Origin of the sequence: Sorangium sp. So ce406, from assembly GCF_051474675.1 — a bacterium.
GTDB classification, from domain to species: Bacteria; Myxococcota_A; Polyangia; order Polyangiales; family Polyangiaceae; genus Sorangium; species Sorangium cellulosum_G.
Genome location: NZ_CP150340.1, coordinates 6,077,313 through 6,092,701, shown reverse-complemented (window position 1 = coordinate 6,092,701; position 15,389 = coordinate 6,077,313). Strand labels below are relative to the sequence as shown.

Here is a 15,389-nt window from a genome sequence, read left to right as displayed (position 1 = left end):
GCGGCGCTCACCCGCTTCGGATACGGGCCCACCTCGACGTTTTCGGTGCTCGGCGCACAGGAGTGCGCCTGCGCGCCGAAAACGCCGATCTGGGCCCGTCTCCTGTGCGGGTGAACGCCGCTTGGCCGTCCGCAATCCAGACGGCCGCTCACGGCCCCTCACCGAGGCGCGTCGCACGCCGGGGCCTCGGGCTCATCCCCGCGTGAACGGTAGGGCCGAGGGGACCCTGTGCGCCGCGCGGCGCGGGGAGGGCCGTCCGAGCCAGAGAGCGGCCGCGGCGCCGCTCAGGCAGCGCCGCCGGCGCCCATGGCTCGGGGCCGGACGATCTCCACCTTGCCGATCTGCCGCTCGTCGCTGTCCCGCACGATGAACCGCAGGCCGAACTTGCTCACGGCCGTGCCCACCTCGGGCACCTTGCCGACATGCTGCGTGAGCATCCCACCGAGCGAGTCGTACTTCCCCTCCCGGTCGAGCTCCGCGCCCAGGTAGGCCGAGAGATCGCTCATCGACACGGCCGCATCGGCGACCAGCCGGCCGTCGCCGAGGTCCTGGATGGCCGCCCCCTCGTCCGTCTCGTCGTGCTCGTCCCGGATGTCGCCGACGATCTCCTCGAGCACGTCTTCCAGGGTGACGATCCCTGACATGCCACCAAACTCGTCGACCACGATCGCGAGGTGCTGTCTCCGGCTCCTCATCTCCCGGAGCAGCGACGAGAGCGGCTGCGACTCCGCCACGAAATTGGCAGGGCTCCGCGTGATCTCCCGGAGCGTCGTGTTCTTGAGCCGACGCTCCTCGAGCACCTTGAACAGGTCCTTCGCGTAGAGGAGACCAGCGATGTTGTCGATCTGATCCTTGTAGACCGGATACCTGGAGTGTCCGCCCTCCGTGACGATCTCCAGCACCTTCTCGAGCGGCGTGGAGATCTCGATCGCCTCGACCTTGGACCGCGGCACCATCACGTCCCGCGCCGTGAGATCGGCGAACTCGAGCACATTCCGGATCATCTCCGCCGGTTCTCGTCCGAACAGGCCAGATCGCTCGACCTCATCGACGAGGATCTCGACCTCGGCCTCTGCCACCCGCGGGTCGGACGGCTGCTCGCCCTCCTTCGTCCCCAGCCGGGAGCCGATCCAGCCGAGCGGCACCGCGAGCGGAAGCATCGCGATTTCGAGAGGACGCAAGAAGCGGACCGCCATCGAGGCTGCCCGATCGGCGTGCTTGCGGCCGAGCGTGGAGCTGACCTCGTACAGGGCACCGCTCACGACGATGGTCGTCGCCAGCCCGAGATACAGCGCAGCGCCGGGGACGCTCCGCCGGAAGAACAGGTCGAAGCAGGCGGCGGTCAGGCTGGTCGACACGACCCAGCCGAGCAGGTAACGGGAGCGAAGCTTGGCGTCTTCTTGACGAATCCGCTCGTAAGCGGCCTTCGTGGGGCCCGTCGACTGCTCGATCAGCGCGCCGAGCCGGGTGGCGCTCAGCGTCGTCAGTGCGGTGTCGGCGCCGACGAACAGCGAGCCAAGTACAGCGGAGAGAACGGCAGCGGCGAGCGCTGGCAATGGAACGAGATCGGGACTCAAACCGAGGCTCCTAACGGATGAATCGTAACGGAACAGGCGAGGGGAGCGCAACCGGACCGGGGCGCGAAATCTCAGGATATGCTGGATCCACGCGCGCTCGCCGGACTCTTTGCAAGACGGACTCCCAGGCTCGACCGGTGGGATCGAGTGCGGCCAGTGAGATGATCCGTGGGTTTACTGAAGTCCAGGATTTTGCTGACTCGTGTGGTTTTTCTCTCACACAGCAGGATTTTCACGGACGTCTACCGACCCGGAAAAGCCACGTAGGACGGAAAAACGAGCCTCAGGCGGCGTGGACGAGCTGTCGGCGCCGGTGTCGTCGGCGACCTCGGGGGCGCCCAGCGCGATGACGTGTCCCTCCGGGTCGAGCCATACAGCGGCCCCGGGTTGCGCAGGAGCTGCGGAAAAGTCGGACGCGGTGAGCGTCTGCCCGAGGCGCGCGCGCCGGGCGCCGTGCTCGGTCAGGCGGGCGACGGGCAGGCTGGCCGCGGCCGCCTCGGCGAGCGGGCGGATCGCGGCGCGCAGCGCCTCGGCGCCGGCGTCGAGGCGCACCGCCTGCTCCAGCGTGAAGGCGCCGCTCGCCGTGCGACGGAGCGCCGACAGGTGCGCGGGGACGTCGAGGTGCGCGCCGAGGTCGCGCGCCAGCGAACGCACGTAGTAGCCCTTGCTCACATCGAGCTCGAGCTCGAGCGCGGCGGGCTCGGTGCCCGCGGCGGGCTCGGTGCCCGTGGCCGGCGCAGCCTCTGCGGCCGGCGCAGCGCCCGCGGCCAGCACGCCTGCGCGCGGGCCGGGCTCGCCGCGCCAGGCGCCGGCGAGCGCGAGCGCCCGGACCTCGACGGGGCGGGCCGACAGGTCCACGGCCTGGCCGGCGCGCGCGAGGGCGTAGCTGCGCTGCCCCGCGACCTTGATGGCCGAGTACGCCGGCGGCGTCTGGGCCCGGCGCGCCCGCTCCGCGTCGACCGCCGCAGCGATGCGCGGCGCCCCGGCGGCGAGCGCCTCGCCCCCGGCCGGGACGCCGGCCGCCGCGAGCGCGCCGAGCTCCTCGTCGAGCCACGCGGGCAGGGGCTGCGTCGCCGTGACCTCCCCGTCCGCGTCGAGGGTGTCGGTCCCGACGCCGAGGACGACGCGCGCCGTGTAGCGCTTGTCCTGCGCGGTCAGGTAAGGGGCGAGCTTCGTGGCCTCGCCGACGAGCACCACGAGGACGCCGGACGCCATCGGGTCGAGCGTCCCGGCGTGTCCGATGCGCTTCACGCCGAGGGCGCGCCGCAGCCGGGCCACGACGTCGTGGCTCGTCGGGCCGCGCGGCTTGTCGATGACCAGCACGCCTTCCGGCCGAGGCCGTCCGCCGTGCGCCCGCTCGGGCCCGGGGCGCGGCGTCGATCCCGCTTCCGCAGTGTGCTCGGGCATGGGTGGAGGATCCGCCTGCGCAGCCTGCTTCATCCGAACCAGACCGATTTCCGGGTGGCCAGCGTGTCGTCGATGAGCCCCTGGATCGTCGCGCGCACCCGCTCGGCGAGGCGCCGCACCAGGATCTCGTCGTCCGCCGCCTCGGGACCGTAGGCGTCGAACCGCACCGGCTCGGCCAGGCGGATCTTCCACTTCGTGGGCGCGGGCACGAGGCCGAGGGGCCCGAGCGCGGGGAACGTCGGCGTGATCGGCAGGTAGGGGATGCCGAGCGCGCGGGTGACGTGCTCGACCCGGTAGAGGAGCGGGTTCGTCTCCTCGGCGCCCACGATGGCGCAGGGGATGAGCGGCGTGCGCGTGCGCAGGCAGAGCCGGATGAACCCGCCGCGGCCGAACCGCTGGAGCCGGTACCGGTCCTTGAAGAGCTTCCCGCTGCCCTTGGCGCCCTCCGGGAACACCGCGATGAGCCGCTCGCCCGCGAGCAGCCGCTCGGCGTTCTCCTGGCAGGCCCGCACGGCCCCGAGCCGGTTCATGAGCGTGCCGGCGAACGGCAGGTAATATACGAAGTCGTCCGCCAGCCAGCGGAGCTCGCGCTGCGCCGGGTGCTCCCGCCGCACGGCGGCACGCAGCATCAGGCCGTCGTACGGGATGGGCCCGCCCGAGTGGTTGGAGACCACGAGGCACCGCCCCTCGCTCGGGATGTGCTCGACGCCCTCGAGATCGATCCGGAAGTAATGCTTGTACAGGAAGTCGAAGAGCGGCCTGTACCGCGCCTCGGACTTGGGATCGAAGCCGAACTCGTCGACCTCCTCCGTGCGGCTGCGCAGGCCGGCGCGACCCCACTGCCGCAGGTAGAAGTCGGTCGACAGGACGTCCCGCGCCGTCCCGGGCTCGGACAGCGGCGGCTCGTCGGCCGCGGCGGCAGGCGCGCCGCCCTCGCGGGGGCTCCGCTCCGTCTCGGGCCCGCCCGGCGCCGCGCCGCCCGCGGCCTGCGGCGAGGCTCCGGCGAGCATGCTCTTGAGCCGCGCCTCGAGCTCCCGGATCTGCCGCTGCAGCTCCTCGGCCGTCACCGGCACGACCGGCGCGTGCGCCTCGGAGGACTGCGTCTTCCGCCCGTCCGAGGGCTCCGTCGGGCCGATCGGCGCGAGGTAGCGGGTCTCCTCGTCCTCGACGTCGATGCTCGGCACGACGTGCGTGGACCCCGGCCGATCGGACCTCCCCCGCGTCGATGCCGGCGGCCCGTTCACTGCGCCCTTGCGCTCTCGATCGTGTTCAGCGCCCATCCCTCTGCCCCCCGACACGCCTCACGCGGGTGTCTCCTGCAAGAGCCGAACGTCCCGCAGGCGCTGCGCGTTGGTGTAATCGAGCAGCGCCTCTCGCGTGGTGTAGACCGGCCGGAACCCCATGACCCGCGCCGCCTTCTCGCCGTCCGCCACGCAGACATAGCGCAGGTACTGGAGGAAGCTGGGCGGCGCGATCGCCGCGTGCGCAGCCCAGAGGGCCGAGACGAGCGGGCCAGCGGCGCTGTGCAGCACGGGGAGGGGCGTCCGGCCCGCGAGGCGCACGATCGTGGAGAGCGGGAGCACGCCGTCGCCCACGATGTTGAACGTCCCCGGGAAATCGCTGTCGATCGCGAGCTTGAAGGCGGCGATCGCGTCGACCTCGTGGATGAACTGCCAGAGCGGGTCGAAGCCGAGCATGGTCATGACCAGCCGCCGCGCCAGGAAGCGGGTGAGGTAGTTCTGGACGGTGGGACCAAGGATCGGCGCGGTCCGGAGGATGGTGACGGTCGTGCCCTTGGTCCGCGCGCCGAACGCGTTGAACTCCCGCTCGGCGGCCATCTTGTCCGCGAAGAAGCGCTCCTCCGGGTCGGCGCGCAGCGGGTGCTTCTCCGTGAGGAAATTGGGGTTGGTCGGGTGCGCTCCGTAGAGGATCGTCTGGCTCCAGAGGATCAGCTTGCGCAGGCCCGCCTGGCGTACGCCGTGGAGCAGGTGCATCGTGCCGACCGACTCGAGCTCGTGGGCCCAGGCGGTGGCCGGGGTCGGCGACGAGAGGAAGCAGAGGTGGACGAGCGTGTCCACCTGCTCGGCCGCGAGCACCTCGGCGATGCGCTCCTCGGACGCGGGCGCCGTGAGATCGATCGCGTGGAGCCGCAGCTTGGAGCCGCCCGTGTCCGGCGGCTTGATGTCGATCGCCACCACGCGGGCGATGCGGGGGTCCTCCTCGAGGATGCCGATGAGGTTGCGCCCGAGGAAAGAAGCGGCGCCCGTGAGCGCGACGACCCGGCCCCGCGGGCTGGACGAGGCGCGCCGGCTCCCCGGCGAGGCCTCCGTCGCCGCAGGGCCGCCGGGGCTGCTGGTCGCCGCAGGGCCGCCGGGGCTGCTGGCCGCCGCGCCCGCCTCGCGGACAGGCGCAGCGCGGTCCACGCCGGCGGCGGGGCGCTGCTCGGCAGCGTCGTGGGTCGGAGCGGCGGGGTGCTCGGACAGGGAAGCCATGCGCGCGGGCGCGACACTAGCTGGTCGGCCGGCGCGCGCAAGCGCAGCGCGCTCGGCGCGCGGCCGCCGTGGGCGCACGGCCGGGCGGCGCGCGGCGGCGGCGGCGTCACAGCGCCCGGCGAAGCACCGGGTACGGCTCGAACGCGTGCACCTCGACGAATCCGTTCTTCGTGAACGCCGAGGCCGGGCCGGTCCACAGCTCCTCGTCGCTCACCGGCTCCCTCGGGCGGCGCGGCAGGGCCTCGAGGGCGCGCGCACCCCAGGCGGGCGCGAGCTCCACCGCGCCCGCGACGAGCGCGGTCGCGACGCCCCGCCGACGGTGGGCCGGGTGCACGACGGCGCAGCCGATCAAGAAGACGCCGGCGCGATCGCCCGCGAAGCACGGCAACCCCTTGTACAGCCGGCGCTCGTAGGCCTTCGCCACGGCGGCGGCGGGCGCGACCTTGAGCCACCCGACGACGTGCGCCGCGTCCGGCGCGAGCGCCACGAGGCCGCGCGCCTCGTCGCTGCCCGAGGAGAGCGCCTCGGCGAACTCCCGGCGGTTCTCCCCCTGGCCGTCCGAGCACCGCGCGAGCCACTCGTTGTTGGTGCCCCCGAAGTGGTAGTACCGGCAGTAACAGGGCGTGCCGGCGGCCTCGAAGAGCGCCTCGAGCCCGGCCAGGTGCTCCGGGCCTGCCGCCGCCACCGTGATCGCTGCGCTCATCGGGGCGCTCCTCCCACCGCCTTCACGCGACCGGCGCGCGCAGCCCGCGGACCGGCGAGATCTGCTCCCAGGCGTGGGCTGCCCTGAAGAGCCGCGCCTCCTCCAGCGCCGGGCCGATGAGCTGCAGGCCGACGGGCAGCGGCGGCCCGCCGTCCGGCGCCGGCGCGGTCGCGCAGGGGACGCTGATCGCGGGCAGCCCGGCCATGCTGGCGGGCAGCGTGTAGACGTCGGCCAGGTACATCGACAGCGGGTCGTCCACCCGCTCTCCCAGCCGGAACGCGACCGTCGGCGAGACCGGCGCCGCGATGACGTCGACCTCGCGGAACGCCTCGTCGAAGTCGCGCCGGATCAGCGTCCTGACCTTCTGCGCGCGCAGGTAGTACGCGTCGTAGTAGCCCGCCGAGAGCACGTACGTGCCGAGCAGGATGCGGCGCTTCACCTCGCGGCCGAACCCCTCGCCGCGCGTGGCCCCGTAGAGGCCCTGGAGATCCGCCTTGCCGCCGCGCTCGCCCTCCACGCGCAGCCCGAAGCGCACGCCGTCGAAGCGCGCCAGGTTGGACGACGCCTCCGCGGTCGCGACGATGTAGTAGGCCGCGACGGCGTACCGCGTGTGCGGCAGGTGCACCGGCCGGATCTCGCAGCCGAGCCCGCGCAGGCCCTCGATGGCCTCCCGCACCTTCGCCTCGACCTGCCTGTCGATCCCCTTCGCGAAGTACTCCTCGGGCACGCCGATGCGCAGCCCCGCGACGTCGCGGCCGCACGCGGCCTCGTACTCGCCCACCGGCGCGTCGAGGCTCGTCGCGTCGCGCGGATCGCGGCCCGCGATCACCTCGAGCAGGCGCGCCGCGCCCCTCACGTCCTGCGCGAACGGCCCGATCTGGTCGAGGCTCGAGGCGAAGGCGATGAGGCCGTAGCGGGAGACGCGGCCGTACGTCGGCTTGACGCCGACGACGCCGGTGAGGCTCGCCGGCTGCCGGATGGATCCCCCTGTGTCCGAGCCGAGCGAGCCGGGCGTCATCCCCGCCGCGACCGCGACCGCGCTGCCGCCGGACGACCCGCCGGGGATGCGCGTCAGGTCCCACGGGTTCTTCACCGGACCGAACGCGCTGTTCTCGTTCGACGAGCCCATCGCGAACTCGTCCATGTTGCACTTGCCCGGCAGGATCGCGCCGGCGGCGCGCAGGCGCGCGACGACCGTGGCGTCGTACGGCGGGCGATAACCGCGCGCCGGATCGGGCGTCTTCGCGCCTCCCGCGGCCGCGCGCGTGAGGATCTTCGAGCCGGCGGTCGTCGGGGCGCCCTCGGTGCAGAGCGCGTCCTTGAGCCCGATCGGGACGCCGGCGAGCGGGCCGAGCGCCTCGCCGCGCGCGCGGCGCGCGTCGAGCGCGCGCGCCGCCTCGAGGGCCTGCTCGCCCTGCACCGTGAGGAAGGCGCCGAGCGCGCCGTCGCGCTGCTCGATGCGCGCGAGCGCCGCCCTGGCGACCTCCTCTGCGCGCACCTCGCCGCGCTGCACGAGCGCGGCGAGATCCGGGATGGATCGATCGAGGATCGCTGTGTCCATCGGTGTCACCCCTCGTCCACGAACGCCGGCACGGCGAACCCGTCGTCCTCGACCCGCGGCGCCTCGCGCAGCGCCACCTCGCGCGGCAGGCTCCCCGCCTCGTCGTCGGCGCGGAGCGGCAGCCGCTCGATCTGCACGTGCGCCGTCGGCGGCACCGCCGAGACGTCGAGCTCCTCGAGCTGCCGGACGTAGCTGAGGATGTTGCCGAGATCACCGGTGAGGCGCTCCATTTCCTCAGCGGAGAGGTCGAGGTGGGCGAGGCGCGCTATCGTCAGCGCCTCGTCGCGGCGGAGAGGGGGCGAGTCAGCGTTCGACATGGCGAGCGCCGGATGTAGCACCGCCCGTTCCGCGGACGCCAGCGCTTGGTTGGTCTCCCGCGGCCCGCCGCGGCTCACGGAGGACCGCCGCGCGTCCCCGAATCTGGCCGCGGTGCGCAAACGGTGATAACGCCGGGCTCCCGCGCGCCTGGCCGCCCTCGGCCCCTCGGGCAGAAGCCCCGCCCCTCTGCGCGTTGCTGGCGAATGCAGCCCCCGAAACCGCCCTCTCTGCGCCGCGAGCGCATCGGCATCATCGTCCTCTGCGCGTCCGCGGCCGTGGCGATGTCGCCCGCCGTCGGCGGAGGCGCCCGCGACCGCTCGACCGCGCTCGCCGCGGAGCTCGCGGCGCGGGGCATCACCGCGGCGCCGGGCGACGTGGTGTGGGTGGACCCGCCGCGGGGCGCGTTCAGCCCGCTCGGCGTGGGCTCGCGCGCGGTCGCCCGCGGCGCCGTCCGGGGCGAACCCACCGACCTGTACCTCGTCGACACGAGGCTCTCGCCGGAGGGCGTCCTGCTCGACGTCTCGGGCGTCCACAACCTCACGGAGACGAGCGGCGCGGACGAGTCGAGACCCGTGCTCCGCGGCGACGCGCTCGCGTACATCACTCGCCCGCTGATCGAGGCCGCGTCGCCCACCGTGCACGTGCTCGACCTCGACGGGCAGCGCGTGCCGGCCAGCGCCGACTGGACCGCGATCGAGCGGATCCAGCACGCCCTCACGAACTGGCAGGCGACCGGCCGGCTGCGCGGGATCGGTCGGCGGACGTTCGCGATCGACCCCGCCCCGATCGACGAGACCGGCCACGGCGAGCCTGGCGAGGGCGAGCCCGGGGAAGGTGAGCCCGACGGCGGGAGCCGCCGCCCCGCGAACGCGGGCGACGTCGCCATCGCCCTCGAGGACGACACCGCGGTGGTCGTGCGCGCGAGCGGCCGCGAGGCGCGCCTGCCGCTGCACGGCGTGGACGCGCCGCTGCCCCCGTGGATCCGCGCCGAGTCGTTCGAGGCCGCGCGGCCGGGGAACCTCGTCACGTGGGCGGTCGACCGGGTGCGGCTCGTGATCGGCGACGCCGCGATGCAGACGGTCAAGGCCGTGGCGTTCACGGCGCTCGACTTCGTCCTCCGCAACAAGGAGGCGGTGACGGGCGACACGGGCGCCGAGGACATCGCCTCGGATCTCGGCCAGAGCACGCTCGATCCGCCCGTCCGTCAGGCCCCGATCGACCCCGAGATCGGCTGGCCGCCGTCGCCGCTCGAGCCGTGGGTGACGCCGGCGCTGCCCGGAGAGGGGCAGTGGAACCCGCAGGGCGGCGACGCCTTCGTGCGCAAGCTCGAGGGGCTCCCGCCGGCGTTCATGACCACGTTCATCCGGGCGGATCGCTCGCGCAAGGCGACGCGCGTCTACATCGCGCTGTGGGATCCGCGCCAGGTGGAGCTCCACATGATGGCGGGCACGGTGGAGCCGAAGGGCGCGACGGGCGAGGCGGGGCCGGGGCTCATCCCGCGCACCCCCGAGGTGATGAAGCGCGTGGTCGCCGCGTCGAACGCGGGGTTCCAGGCGATGCACGGCGAGTTCGGCATGATGGCCGACGGGGTCGTGTACCTGCCGCCGAAGCCCTACGCCGCGACCGTGGCCGTCCGGCGCGACGGCAGCACCGTCTTCGGGACCTGGTCGGAGGACGAGACCATCCCCGACTGGATGCTCTCGTTCCGCCAGAACATGACCGTCATGGTCCAGGACGAGAAGTGGAATCCCTTCGGGCGCACGTGGTGGGGAGGCACGCCGCCCGGCTGGGCCGACAAGACGCACACGGTCAGGACCGGCATCTGCCTGACCCGCGAGCGCTTCGTCGCGTACTTCTACGGCGCCGACGTCAGCCCCGAGGCCCTGGCCCAGGCGATGATCCAGGCCCGCTGCGCCTACGGCATCGCGCTCGACATGAACGCGGGCCACAGCGGGCTCGAGTTCTACCAGGTGGCGCCCAGCGGCGCGCTGCCGCCGCTCGGGCGCCCGCTCCAGGGGGAGTGGGAGGCCGAGGGCGAGGTCTCGGGGCTCTCGGGCTACCGCTTCCGCGGTCGCCGGCTCATCCGCGGGATGGGCCTCATGAACTTCCCCCGCTACATCCGGCGGGAGGCGCGCGACTTCTTCTACATGACGCTGCGGCACCTGCTGCCGGGGCCTTCGCTCGCCACGCGCGCGGCGCCGGCCGAGGCGGGGGAGGGCGCCTGGCGCACTCAGGGACTCCCGCAGCACGGCTTCCCGTACGCTCTCGCGACGACCGAGATCCGCCCCGACCCGGCGCGGCCCGACGTGCGGCTGCGGGTGCTCAAGGTGGACCCGAGGACCGTCCTGGCCGCGCCGCTGAGCGAGCCCGCGTCGGCCCCGCCGGCCGGGACAGGAGCGACCGTGGCCGTGCTCGCCGACGGCGCCGCGGCGCCCGGCGCCGGCCAGGGCGAGCTCTCGAGCATCTGGCACTCGGCCGGGGCGTTCTCCGCCTCGCCGACCTCCCCGGTGCGCGGCGCGGTGAGGATCGCGACAGGCCACGCCAGCAGCGCGCGGGCCGTGGCCGCGCTGGGCGTCAACGACGAGGACGGGATGCTGATCTACGTCGAGCGGTCGGCGGCCGGGCCGTCCGGCGCCCCGGACCCCGCGCTGTCGCCGGACGCCTCGGCGCCGCCCGCGGCGCCCGTGGATCCGCGGGACGCGAAGCTGCTCCAGGATTTCCTCGCGGGGCTCGGCTGCTCCTCGCGGATCTACCTCCACCGGCCGCTCGCGGTGGCCCTCGGCGGCGATACCGACCTTTCCGGCGCCGCGGTTCACCCGCCGTCCGGCCCGCGCGCCGTCCGGCTCACGCGCGCCGACGCGGCCGGCGCAGGCCGGATGTTCGAATCCACACCGATCGTCCCGCACAGCGTCTGGTATCCGCTGCAGCAGAAGCGCGTTCGGTACTTCAAAAAGCCGAAGAAAGAGGAAAGCGCGGACGGCGATCACTGAGCCTGGCGGCGCCTGGAATCCCGCCTGGGGTGCAGTAGGCGCTTGTGCGTCGGCGGCCCGAGGGATTAAAAAAAGGCGGCTGGTGCACCGTTTGCAGTCCTTTGGAGCTTGCGACATCTCGGCGCGGAGCGGCGCGGGCTCGCTGGGTGAGCGGGGCGCGCTCGACGCGCGATCTGGCGGCGCCGCGCCGATCGGAGGTTTCCCGGAGATGACGCCGCGCGAGCGCCTGTCCGGGGGCGCGCGCGTCGCGGGCGCCTCGCGACGGACACGGCGGAGGGGCGCGGGCGGCGCGCCGGATCCGCGCGAGATCGCGCCGCGCGTGCGGCCTTGGCGTCGCCGCGCTCGTCCTGTTGGCGCTCGCGCGGTTACCGGAGCAGCGGTACGCTGCAGTGGATCAGGTTCACGCAGCGCGCTGCGAGCTGGCCCGCGACGGGGGCCTGCTCGTCCACATCACGCACATCATCTTCGTCGCGCGGAGCAGGCGCGATCGTTTCCCGGAAGCCGCGGCGAACGGCGCCGCATGTCCTGAGGAGTTCCCGAACATGGCCGATACCAAGGGCGGCAGCGATCTAGATGTCTTCGAGGGGCTCGCGAAGAAGTCGTCGCGCACCACGAACCCCGCGCTCGTGCCTCCCTCGCCGCCGACCCGGCAGCGCACGCTGACCGGAGGCGTCAGCTCGCTGCCGCCGGCGCCCAACCAGGGGACGGCGCTCCCCGGGGGAATCGCCTCTCCGCTGCCGCCGCCGTTGACGACGAAGGGGACCAGCCCTGGTTCGCTGCCGCCGCCGGTGCCGACGAAGGGGACCAGTCCGGGTTCGCTGCCGCCGCCTGTGACGACGAAGGGGACCAGTCCCGGCTCGTTGCCGCCCCCCTCGCTGCCGCCCGGCTCGCTGCCGCCGCCGGCGACGACGAAGGGGACCAGCCCTGGCTCGCTGCCGCCGCCGATGCCCCCTTCGGCCAAGGCGGGCACGCTGCCGCCCGTGGTGCCGCCCCCCTCGCGACAGCCGTCGCTGCCCGCGATCTCCGTCCCGCCGATCCCGTCGGCGAGCCCGCTGCCCCCGGCGCCGACCAGCGCCGCGCCCGGTTCGCTGCCGCCGGTGGTTCCTCCTCCGGTGCGGTTGCCGTCGGTCAAGCCGCCGCAGAAGGCGGCGGACGAGGCGAAGCCCCGCCGCGCGAAGGGCGCTGCGGTCGACATGGACTGGGATGACGACGAGGAGTCGACCCACGTCTACGACAGGGAGGGTAACGACAGGATGCCGGGGCGGACGACCCCGCTGCCGAACGTGAGCTCGTCCACGATCCCGAAGGCGGCCGCGGCGCTGCTCGCGAGCTCCGGCGGCGCGGCGCCGGCCGCGCGGACGCGCACGCCGATCCCGACGCCGCCGCCGATCCCGAGCGCGCCGCCGATCCCGGACATCGGCCACCGTCCGCTGTCGCGCAACGACGAGCCCACGGCGATCCGCCCGCGCCCGGCGACGCAGCAGGGGGCCGGCAAGGCGGGCGTCATCCTCGGCGGGCTCGCGCTCGTGGCGGTGCTCATCCTGGCCGTGGTCCTGCTGGTGCCGAAGAAGGGCGCGCTCACGATCGACCTGAAGACCCTGGGCGGCGCGTCGGTCGCCAGGGCCGAGATCTTCATCGACGGCCAGAAGCGCTGCGACACCGTGCCGTGCATCGTGCGCGATCTCGATCCCGGCTCGAAGGCGGTGAAGATCCTCGCCCCCGATTTCCCGCCGCGCGACGCGGTGGAGATCGTCGAGGGCGGCAAGGACAAGGTCGTCGTGATCACGCTCGACAGCGCGGGTCCGGCGCGGTCCCAGGCCGGGGCGTCGACCGCGACCGGCCTCAAGATCGGGGGCGCGCCCGGCGTGAAGGTGCTCGTCGACGGCGTGGAGAAGGGCACGCTGCCTGTCGAGGTCAGCGTGCCGCCGGGGGAGCACAAGATCCGCTTCGAGGGCGGTGAGCGCTACGAGCCGCTGGAGAAGACGGTGGAGGTCGGCCAGGGCGAGGCGAAGGACCTCGGGACGGTGGCGCTCAAGGTGGTGAAGGGGCAGATCACGCTCGATCTCGCCACCTCGGGGGCGTCGGTCAAGCTCGTGAACGCGAAGGGCACGGAGAAGAAGCTGCCGGATTCGGCCTGGAAGAAGCCGCCGGTCAAGGTGGATGTCAATCCGTCGGAGGGCTGGAAGGTCGTCGCGACGAAGAAGGGATACGAGGACTTCTCCCAGCCGATCTCGTTCGAGGACGGGCGAGCCGAGAAGACGATCCAGATCGCGCTCGCCGAGGTGAGCAAGCCCGAGGCCGCCGCCGCGCCCGCTCCGGCCCCGGAGGCGCCCGCGGCGCCCAGGGCGGAGCCGGCCGCGGCCGCGCCGAAGCCCGAGGCTCCCGCCGCGCCGAAGGCCGAGGCCCCGGCCGCCGCGCCCGCGGCTGCCGCAGGCGCGGCGACGCTCAACATCAACTCGATCCCGGTCTCGAAGGTCGTCCTCGACGGCCGTCCGCTCGGGAGCACGCCCAAGGTCGGCGTCAGCGTCCCCGCGGGGTCGCACACGGTGACGTTCATCCACCCGGATCTCGGGAAGAAGTCGGTCACCGTCTCGGTCAAGGCCGGAGAGACCAAGACCGCAGCCGTCAAGTTCGACTGACCATCTCGCCGCGAGGCCAGGAGAAGAGTCCCTCTCGGGCGCCCCTGGCCTCGCTCTCCGTCGTTGCCTGTCAGCCTCGCTTGCAGGAACAGGCGCGCGCGCCCGCGCGGGGCGATTCGATGCTTCGTGGGTGGAAACCCCGGGGCGCCCCGGTCGCGGCGACCGTGCCCGGCGCCAGCGGGCGCGGCGTCAGCGCTGGACGACGGGGCTCACCTGTCCTGCTCGATCCGCTCCGCCCACGCGCGCCAGGTCGTCGCGCAGCGCGGCTCGTCGGCGTGCGCGCCCCCCGCGCAGTACGCCGCGTCGCGCGGGGGGCCCAGCACAAGCATCGTCGTCTTGCTGACGAACGGCAGATCGCGCCGCCAGATATCGCTGAAGCCGTCGAGTCGCCGGCGGTACCCCTCCGCGGCGCGCTCGCCGAGGAGCTTGTCGAGCTGCTCGCGGATCTTCTGCCGCAGCTCCTCGTCGTCCGTGACGGCGAGGGTGCGCTGGAGGAACCGGATCTGCGCCTCGCGCTCGCCCGCGCGCCCCAGGATGCCCGCGCCCCCGAGCGCCTGCCAGCTGATGCTCGCGTCGCCGCCCCCGAGCTCCGCGGCGCGCGCGAGCATCCGGGCGCCGTCCAGGCGCCACTGCGTCTTCTCCGCGGGGTCGGTCAGGTACGAGGCCGGCGCGATGAAGGCGACGAACTGGCCGAGCGCGAGCCACAGCTCGCCGTCGAGCGGGCGGTTCTGCACCCCGCGCTCCAGGATCTCGCGCGCCTTGAGGACCTCCTCGCGCGGGGTCGTGCTCGTCTGGAATGTGATGAGCGCGTCGGCGAACAGGTAGGGGTCGCGAAAGGTCGGATCGAGCGCGTTGATCGCGTCGAGCAGCAGGGTGAGGTTCTCGAACCGGCGGCGCTCGAAGGTGTGCAGCCCCTGGGACACGAGCACGTGCGACCAGAGCAGATCGGCCAGCGCGGAGCGGTAGCCGAGCGACAGGGTGACCACCTCGTCCGGCGGCGGCAGGACGTACACGTCGGAGGTCTCGGCGACGCGCTTCTCCAGGTCCGCGGCCGGTGCGCGCACGCTCCCGATCGCGACGGCGGCGACGGCCGACAGGGCGGCCGTGACGAGCGCGTCGCGCGCGCGCGCAATGCGGGACAGGAGAGGGCGGGCTGCCGGACGGTCCGCTGTCCCGGGCGCCGGGGGGGCCTCCATCATTCCACCTCGCGGTCCACGAACATGCCCGGGAGCACCCGCGCCGGCTCCCCGGGGATCCGCTCGCCGCGCACCTCGAACGTGGACAGCGCGCCGTCGCCGTCGAGGTCGCCGTGCGCCGTCGCGACGAAGCGCATGGTCTTCGACGCGTCGAGCTCGCTCGTGAACTGGAAGGCGAACGCGTGCGGCCCCTCGAAGCCGAAGTCGAGCGACTTCCACGTGAGGTGCTCCCACGAATGCGGCGGATCGACAGCGCGCACGCCGCGCGGCACCTGGGCCGGGGTCAGCGGGGCCGACGGCGGGAAGCTGATCTCCTGCGGCCTCGACTCGGCGTAGGAGACGGCGCTGGTCACCAGCCGGTCGAGCCCCTCGATCGGCTCGCTCAGCTTGGACGCGCTGAGGTTCCGGAAGAACGCCGGAACGGCGACGGCGAGGACGCTGCCGCCGACCGCGAAGGCCGCGCTGAGCTCCAGCGCGCTCCAGGAGCGCCAGGTCATGGCTCCTCT

The 15,389-nt window shown here is 73.6% G+C and carries 11 protein-coding genes; 2 read left to right on the top strand and 9 right to left on the bottom strand.

Going from position 1 to position 15,389, the window contains the following annotated elements; genetic code table 11:
- Positions 1–284: 284 nt before the first annotated feature.
- From WME96_RS22390 to gatC, 7 genes are all read right to left on the bottom strand, one after another.
- Positions 285–1,577, bottom strand: coding sequence for a hemolysin family protein (locus WME96_RS22390; protein ID WP_433937540.1), 1,293 nt, complete (start codon positions 1,575–1,577; stop codon positions 285–287).
- Positions 1,578–1,793: 216 nt separating this feature from the next.
- Entirely contained in the window at positions 1,794–2,984 is a 1,191-nt protein-coding gene (locus tag WME96_RS22385; RefSeq protein ID WP_437292120.1) for a tRNA pseudouridine synthase B, read from the bottom strand.
- Positions 2,985–3,013: 29 nt separating this feature from the next.
- Entirely contained in the window at positions 3,014–4,168 is a 1,155-nt protein-coding gene (locus tag WME96_RS22380; protein WP_437292119.1) for a lysophospholipid acyltransferase family protein, read from the bottom strand.
- 117 nt (positions 4,169–4,285) lie between these two features.
- Positions 4,286–5,476 (bottom strand): NAD-dependent epimerase/dehydratase family protein, encoded by a 1,191-nt coding sequence (locus WME96_RS22375; protein ID WP_437292118.1) that lies wholly within the window; start codon positions 5,474–5,476, stop codon positions 4,286–4,288.
- A 106-nt stretch (positions 5,477–5,582) separates the two neighbouring features.
- Positions 5,583–6,179, bottom strand: a complete 597-nt coding sequence (locus WME96_RS22370; RefSeq protein WP_437292117.1) for a GNAT family N-acetyltransferase — start codon at positions 6,177–6,179, stop codon at positions 5,583–5,585.
- Between the two features lie 22 nt (positions 6,180–6,201).
- Positions 6,202–7,740 carry an Asp-tRNA(Asn)/Glu-tRNA(Gln) amidotransferase subunit GatA gene (gene gatA, locus WME96_RS22365; RefSeq protein ID WP_437292116.1) on the bottom strand — a complete coding sequence of 513 codons (1,539 nt, stop codon included), beginning with the start codon at positions 7,738–7,740 and terminating at the stop codon, positions 6,202–6,204.
- A gap of 5 nt (positions 7,741–7,745) precedes the next feature.
- Complete coding sequence (gene gatC, locus WME96_RS22360; protein WP_437292115.1) at positions 7,746–8,057, bottom strand: Asp-tRNA(Asn)/Glu-tRNA(Gln) amidotransferase subunit GatC; 312 nt, start codon at positions 8,055–8,057, stop codon at positions 7,746–7,748.
- Between the two features lie 204 nt (positions 8,058–8,261).
- Here gatC and WME96_RS22355 point away from each other — a divergent pair, with 204 nt between their 5' ends.
- Together WME96_RS22355 and WME96_RS22350 are read left to right on the top strand one after the other, a co-directional pair.
- Entirely contained in the window at positions 8,262–11,048 is a 2,787-nt protein-coding gene (locus WME96_RS22355) for a hypothetical protein (RefSeq protein ID WP_437292114.1), read from the top strand.
- A 389-nt stretch (positions 11,049–11,437) separates the two neighbouring features.
- Entirely contained in the window at positions 11,438–13,687 is a 2,250-nt protein-coding gene (locus WME96_RS22350) for a PEGA domain-containing protein (RefSeq protein WP_437292113.1), read from the top strand.
- Positions 13,688–13,896: 209 nt separating this feature from the next.
- On the opposite strand, the gene WME96_RS22345 is transcribed toward WME96_RS22350, so the two are convergent.
- Complete coding sequence (locus tag WME96_RS22345) at positions 13,897–14,883, bottom strand: hypothetical protein (RefSeq protein ID WP_437292112.1); 987 nt, start codon at positions 14,881–14,883, stop codon at positions 13,897–13,899.
- Positions 14,883–15,380 carry a hypothetical protein gene (locus WME96_RS22340; RefSeq protein WP_437292111.1) on the bottom strand — a complete coding sequence of 166 codons (498 nt, stop codon included), beginning with the start codon at positions 15,378–15,380 and terminating at the stop codon, positions 14,883–14,885. Before WME96_RS22340 ends, WME96_RS22345 begins: the two co-directional genes overlap by 1 nt.
- Between the last annotated feature and the right edge of the window lie 9 nt (positions 15,381–15,389).

Excerpts from the sequence above, each read along its gene's own strand:
- WME96_RS22385 (WP_437292120.1), bottom strand. The coding sequence starts at position 2,984 with ATGCCCGAGCACACTGCGGAAGCGGGATCGACGCCGCGCCCCGGGCCC.
- WME96_RS22375 (WP_437292118.1), bottom strand. The coding sequence starts at position 5,476 with ATGGCTTCCCTGTCCGAGCACCCCGCCGCTCCGACCCACGACGCTGCC.
- WME96_RS22370 (WP_437292117.1), bottom strand. The coding sequence starts at position 6,179 with ATGAGCGCAGCGATCACGGTGGCGGCGGCAGGCCCGGAGCACCTGGCC.
- gatA (WP_437292116.1), bottom strand. The coding sequence starts at position 7,740 with ATGGACACAGCGATCCTCGATCGATCCATCCCGGATCTCGCCGCGCTC.
- gatC (WP_437292115.1), bottom strand. The coding sequence starts at position 8,057 with ATGTCGAACGCTGACTCGCCCCCTCTCCGCCGCGACGAGGCGCTGACG.
- WME96_RS22355 (WP_437292114.1), top strand. The coding sequence starts at position 8,262 with ATGCAGCCCCCGAAACCGCCCTCTCTGCGCCGCGAGCGCATCGGCATC.
- WME96_RS22345 (WP_437292112.1), bottom strand. The coding sequence starts at position 14,883 with ATGGAGGCCCCCCCGGCGCCCGGGACAGCGGACCGTCCGGCAGCCCGC.
- WME96_RS22340 (WP_437292111.1), bottom strand. The coding sequence starts at position 15,380 with ATGACCTGGCGCTCCTGGAGCGCGCTGGAGCTCAGCGCGGCCTTCGCG.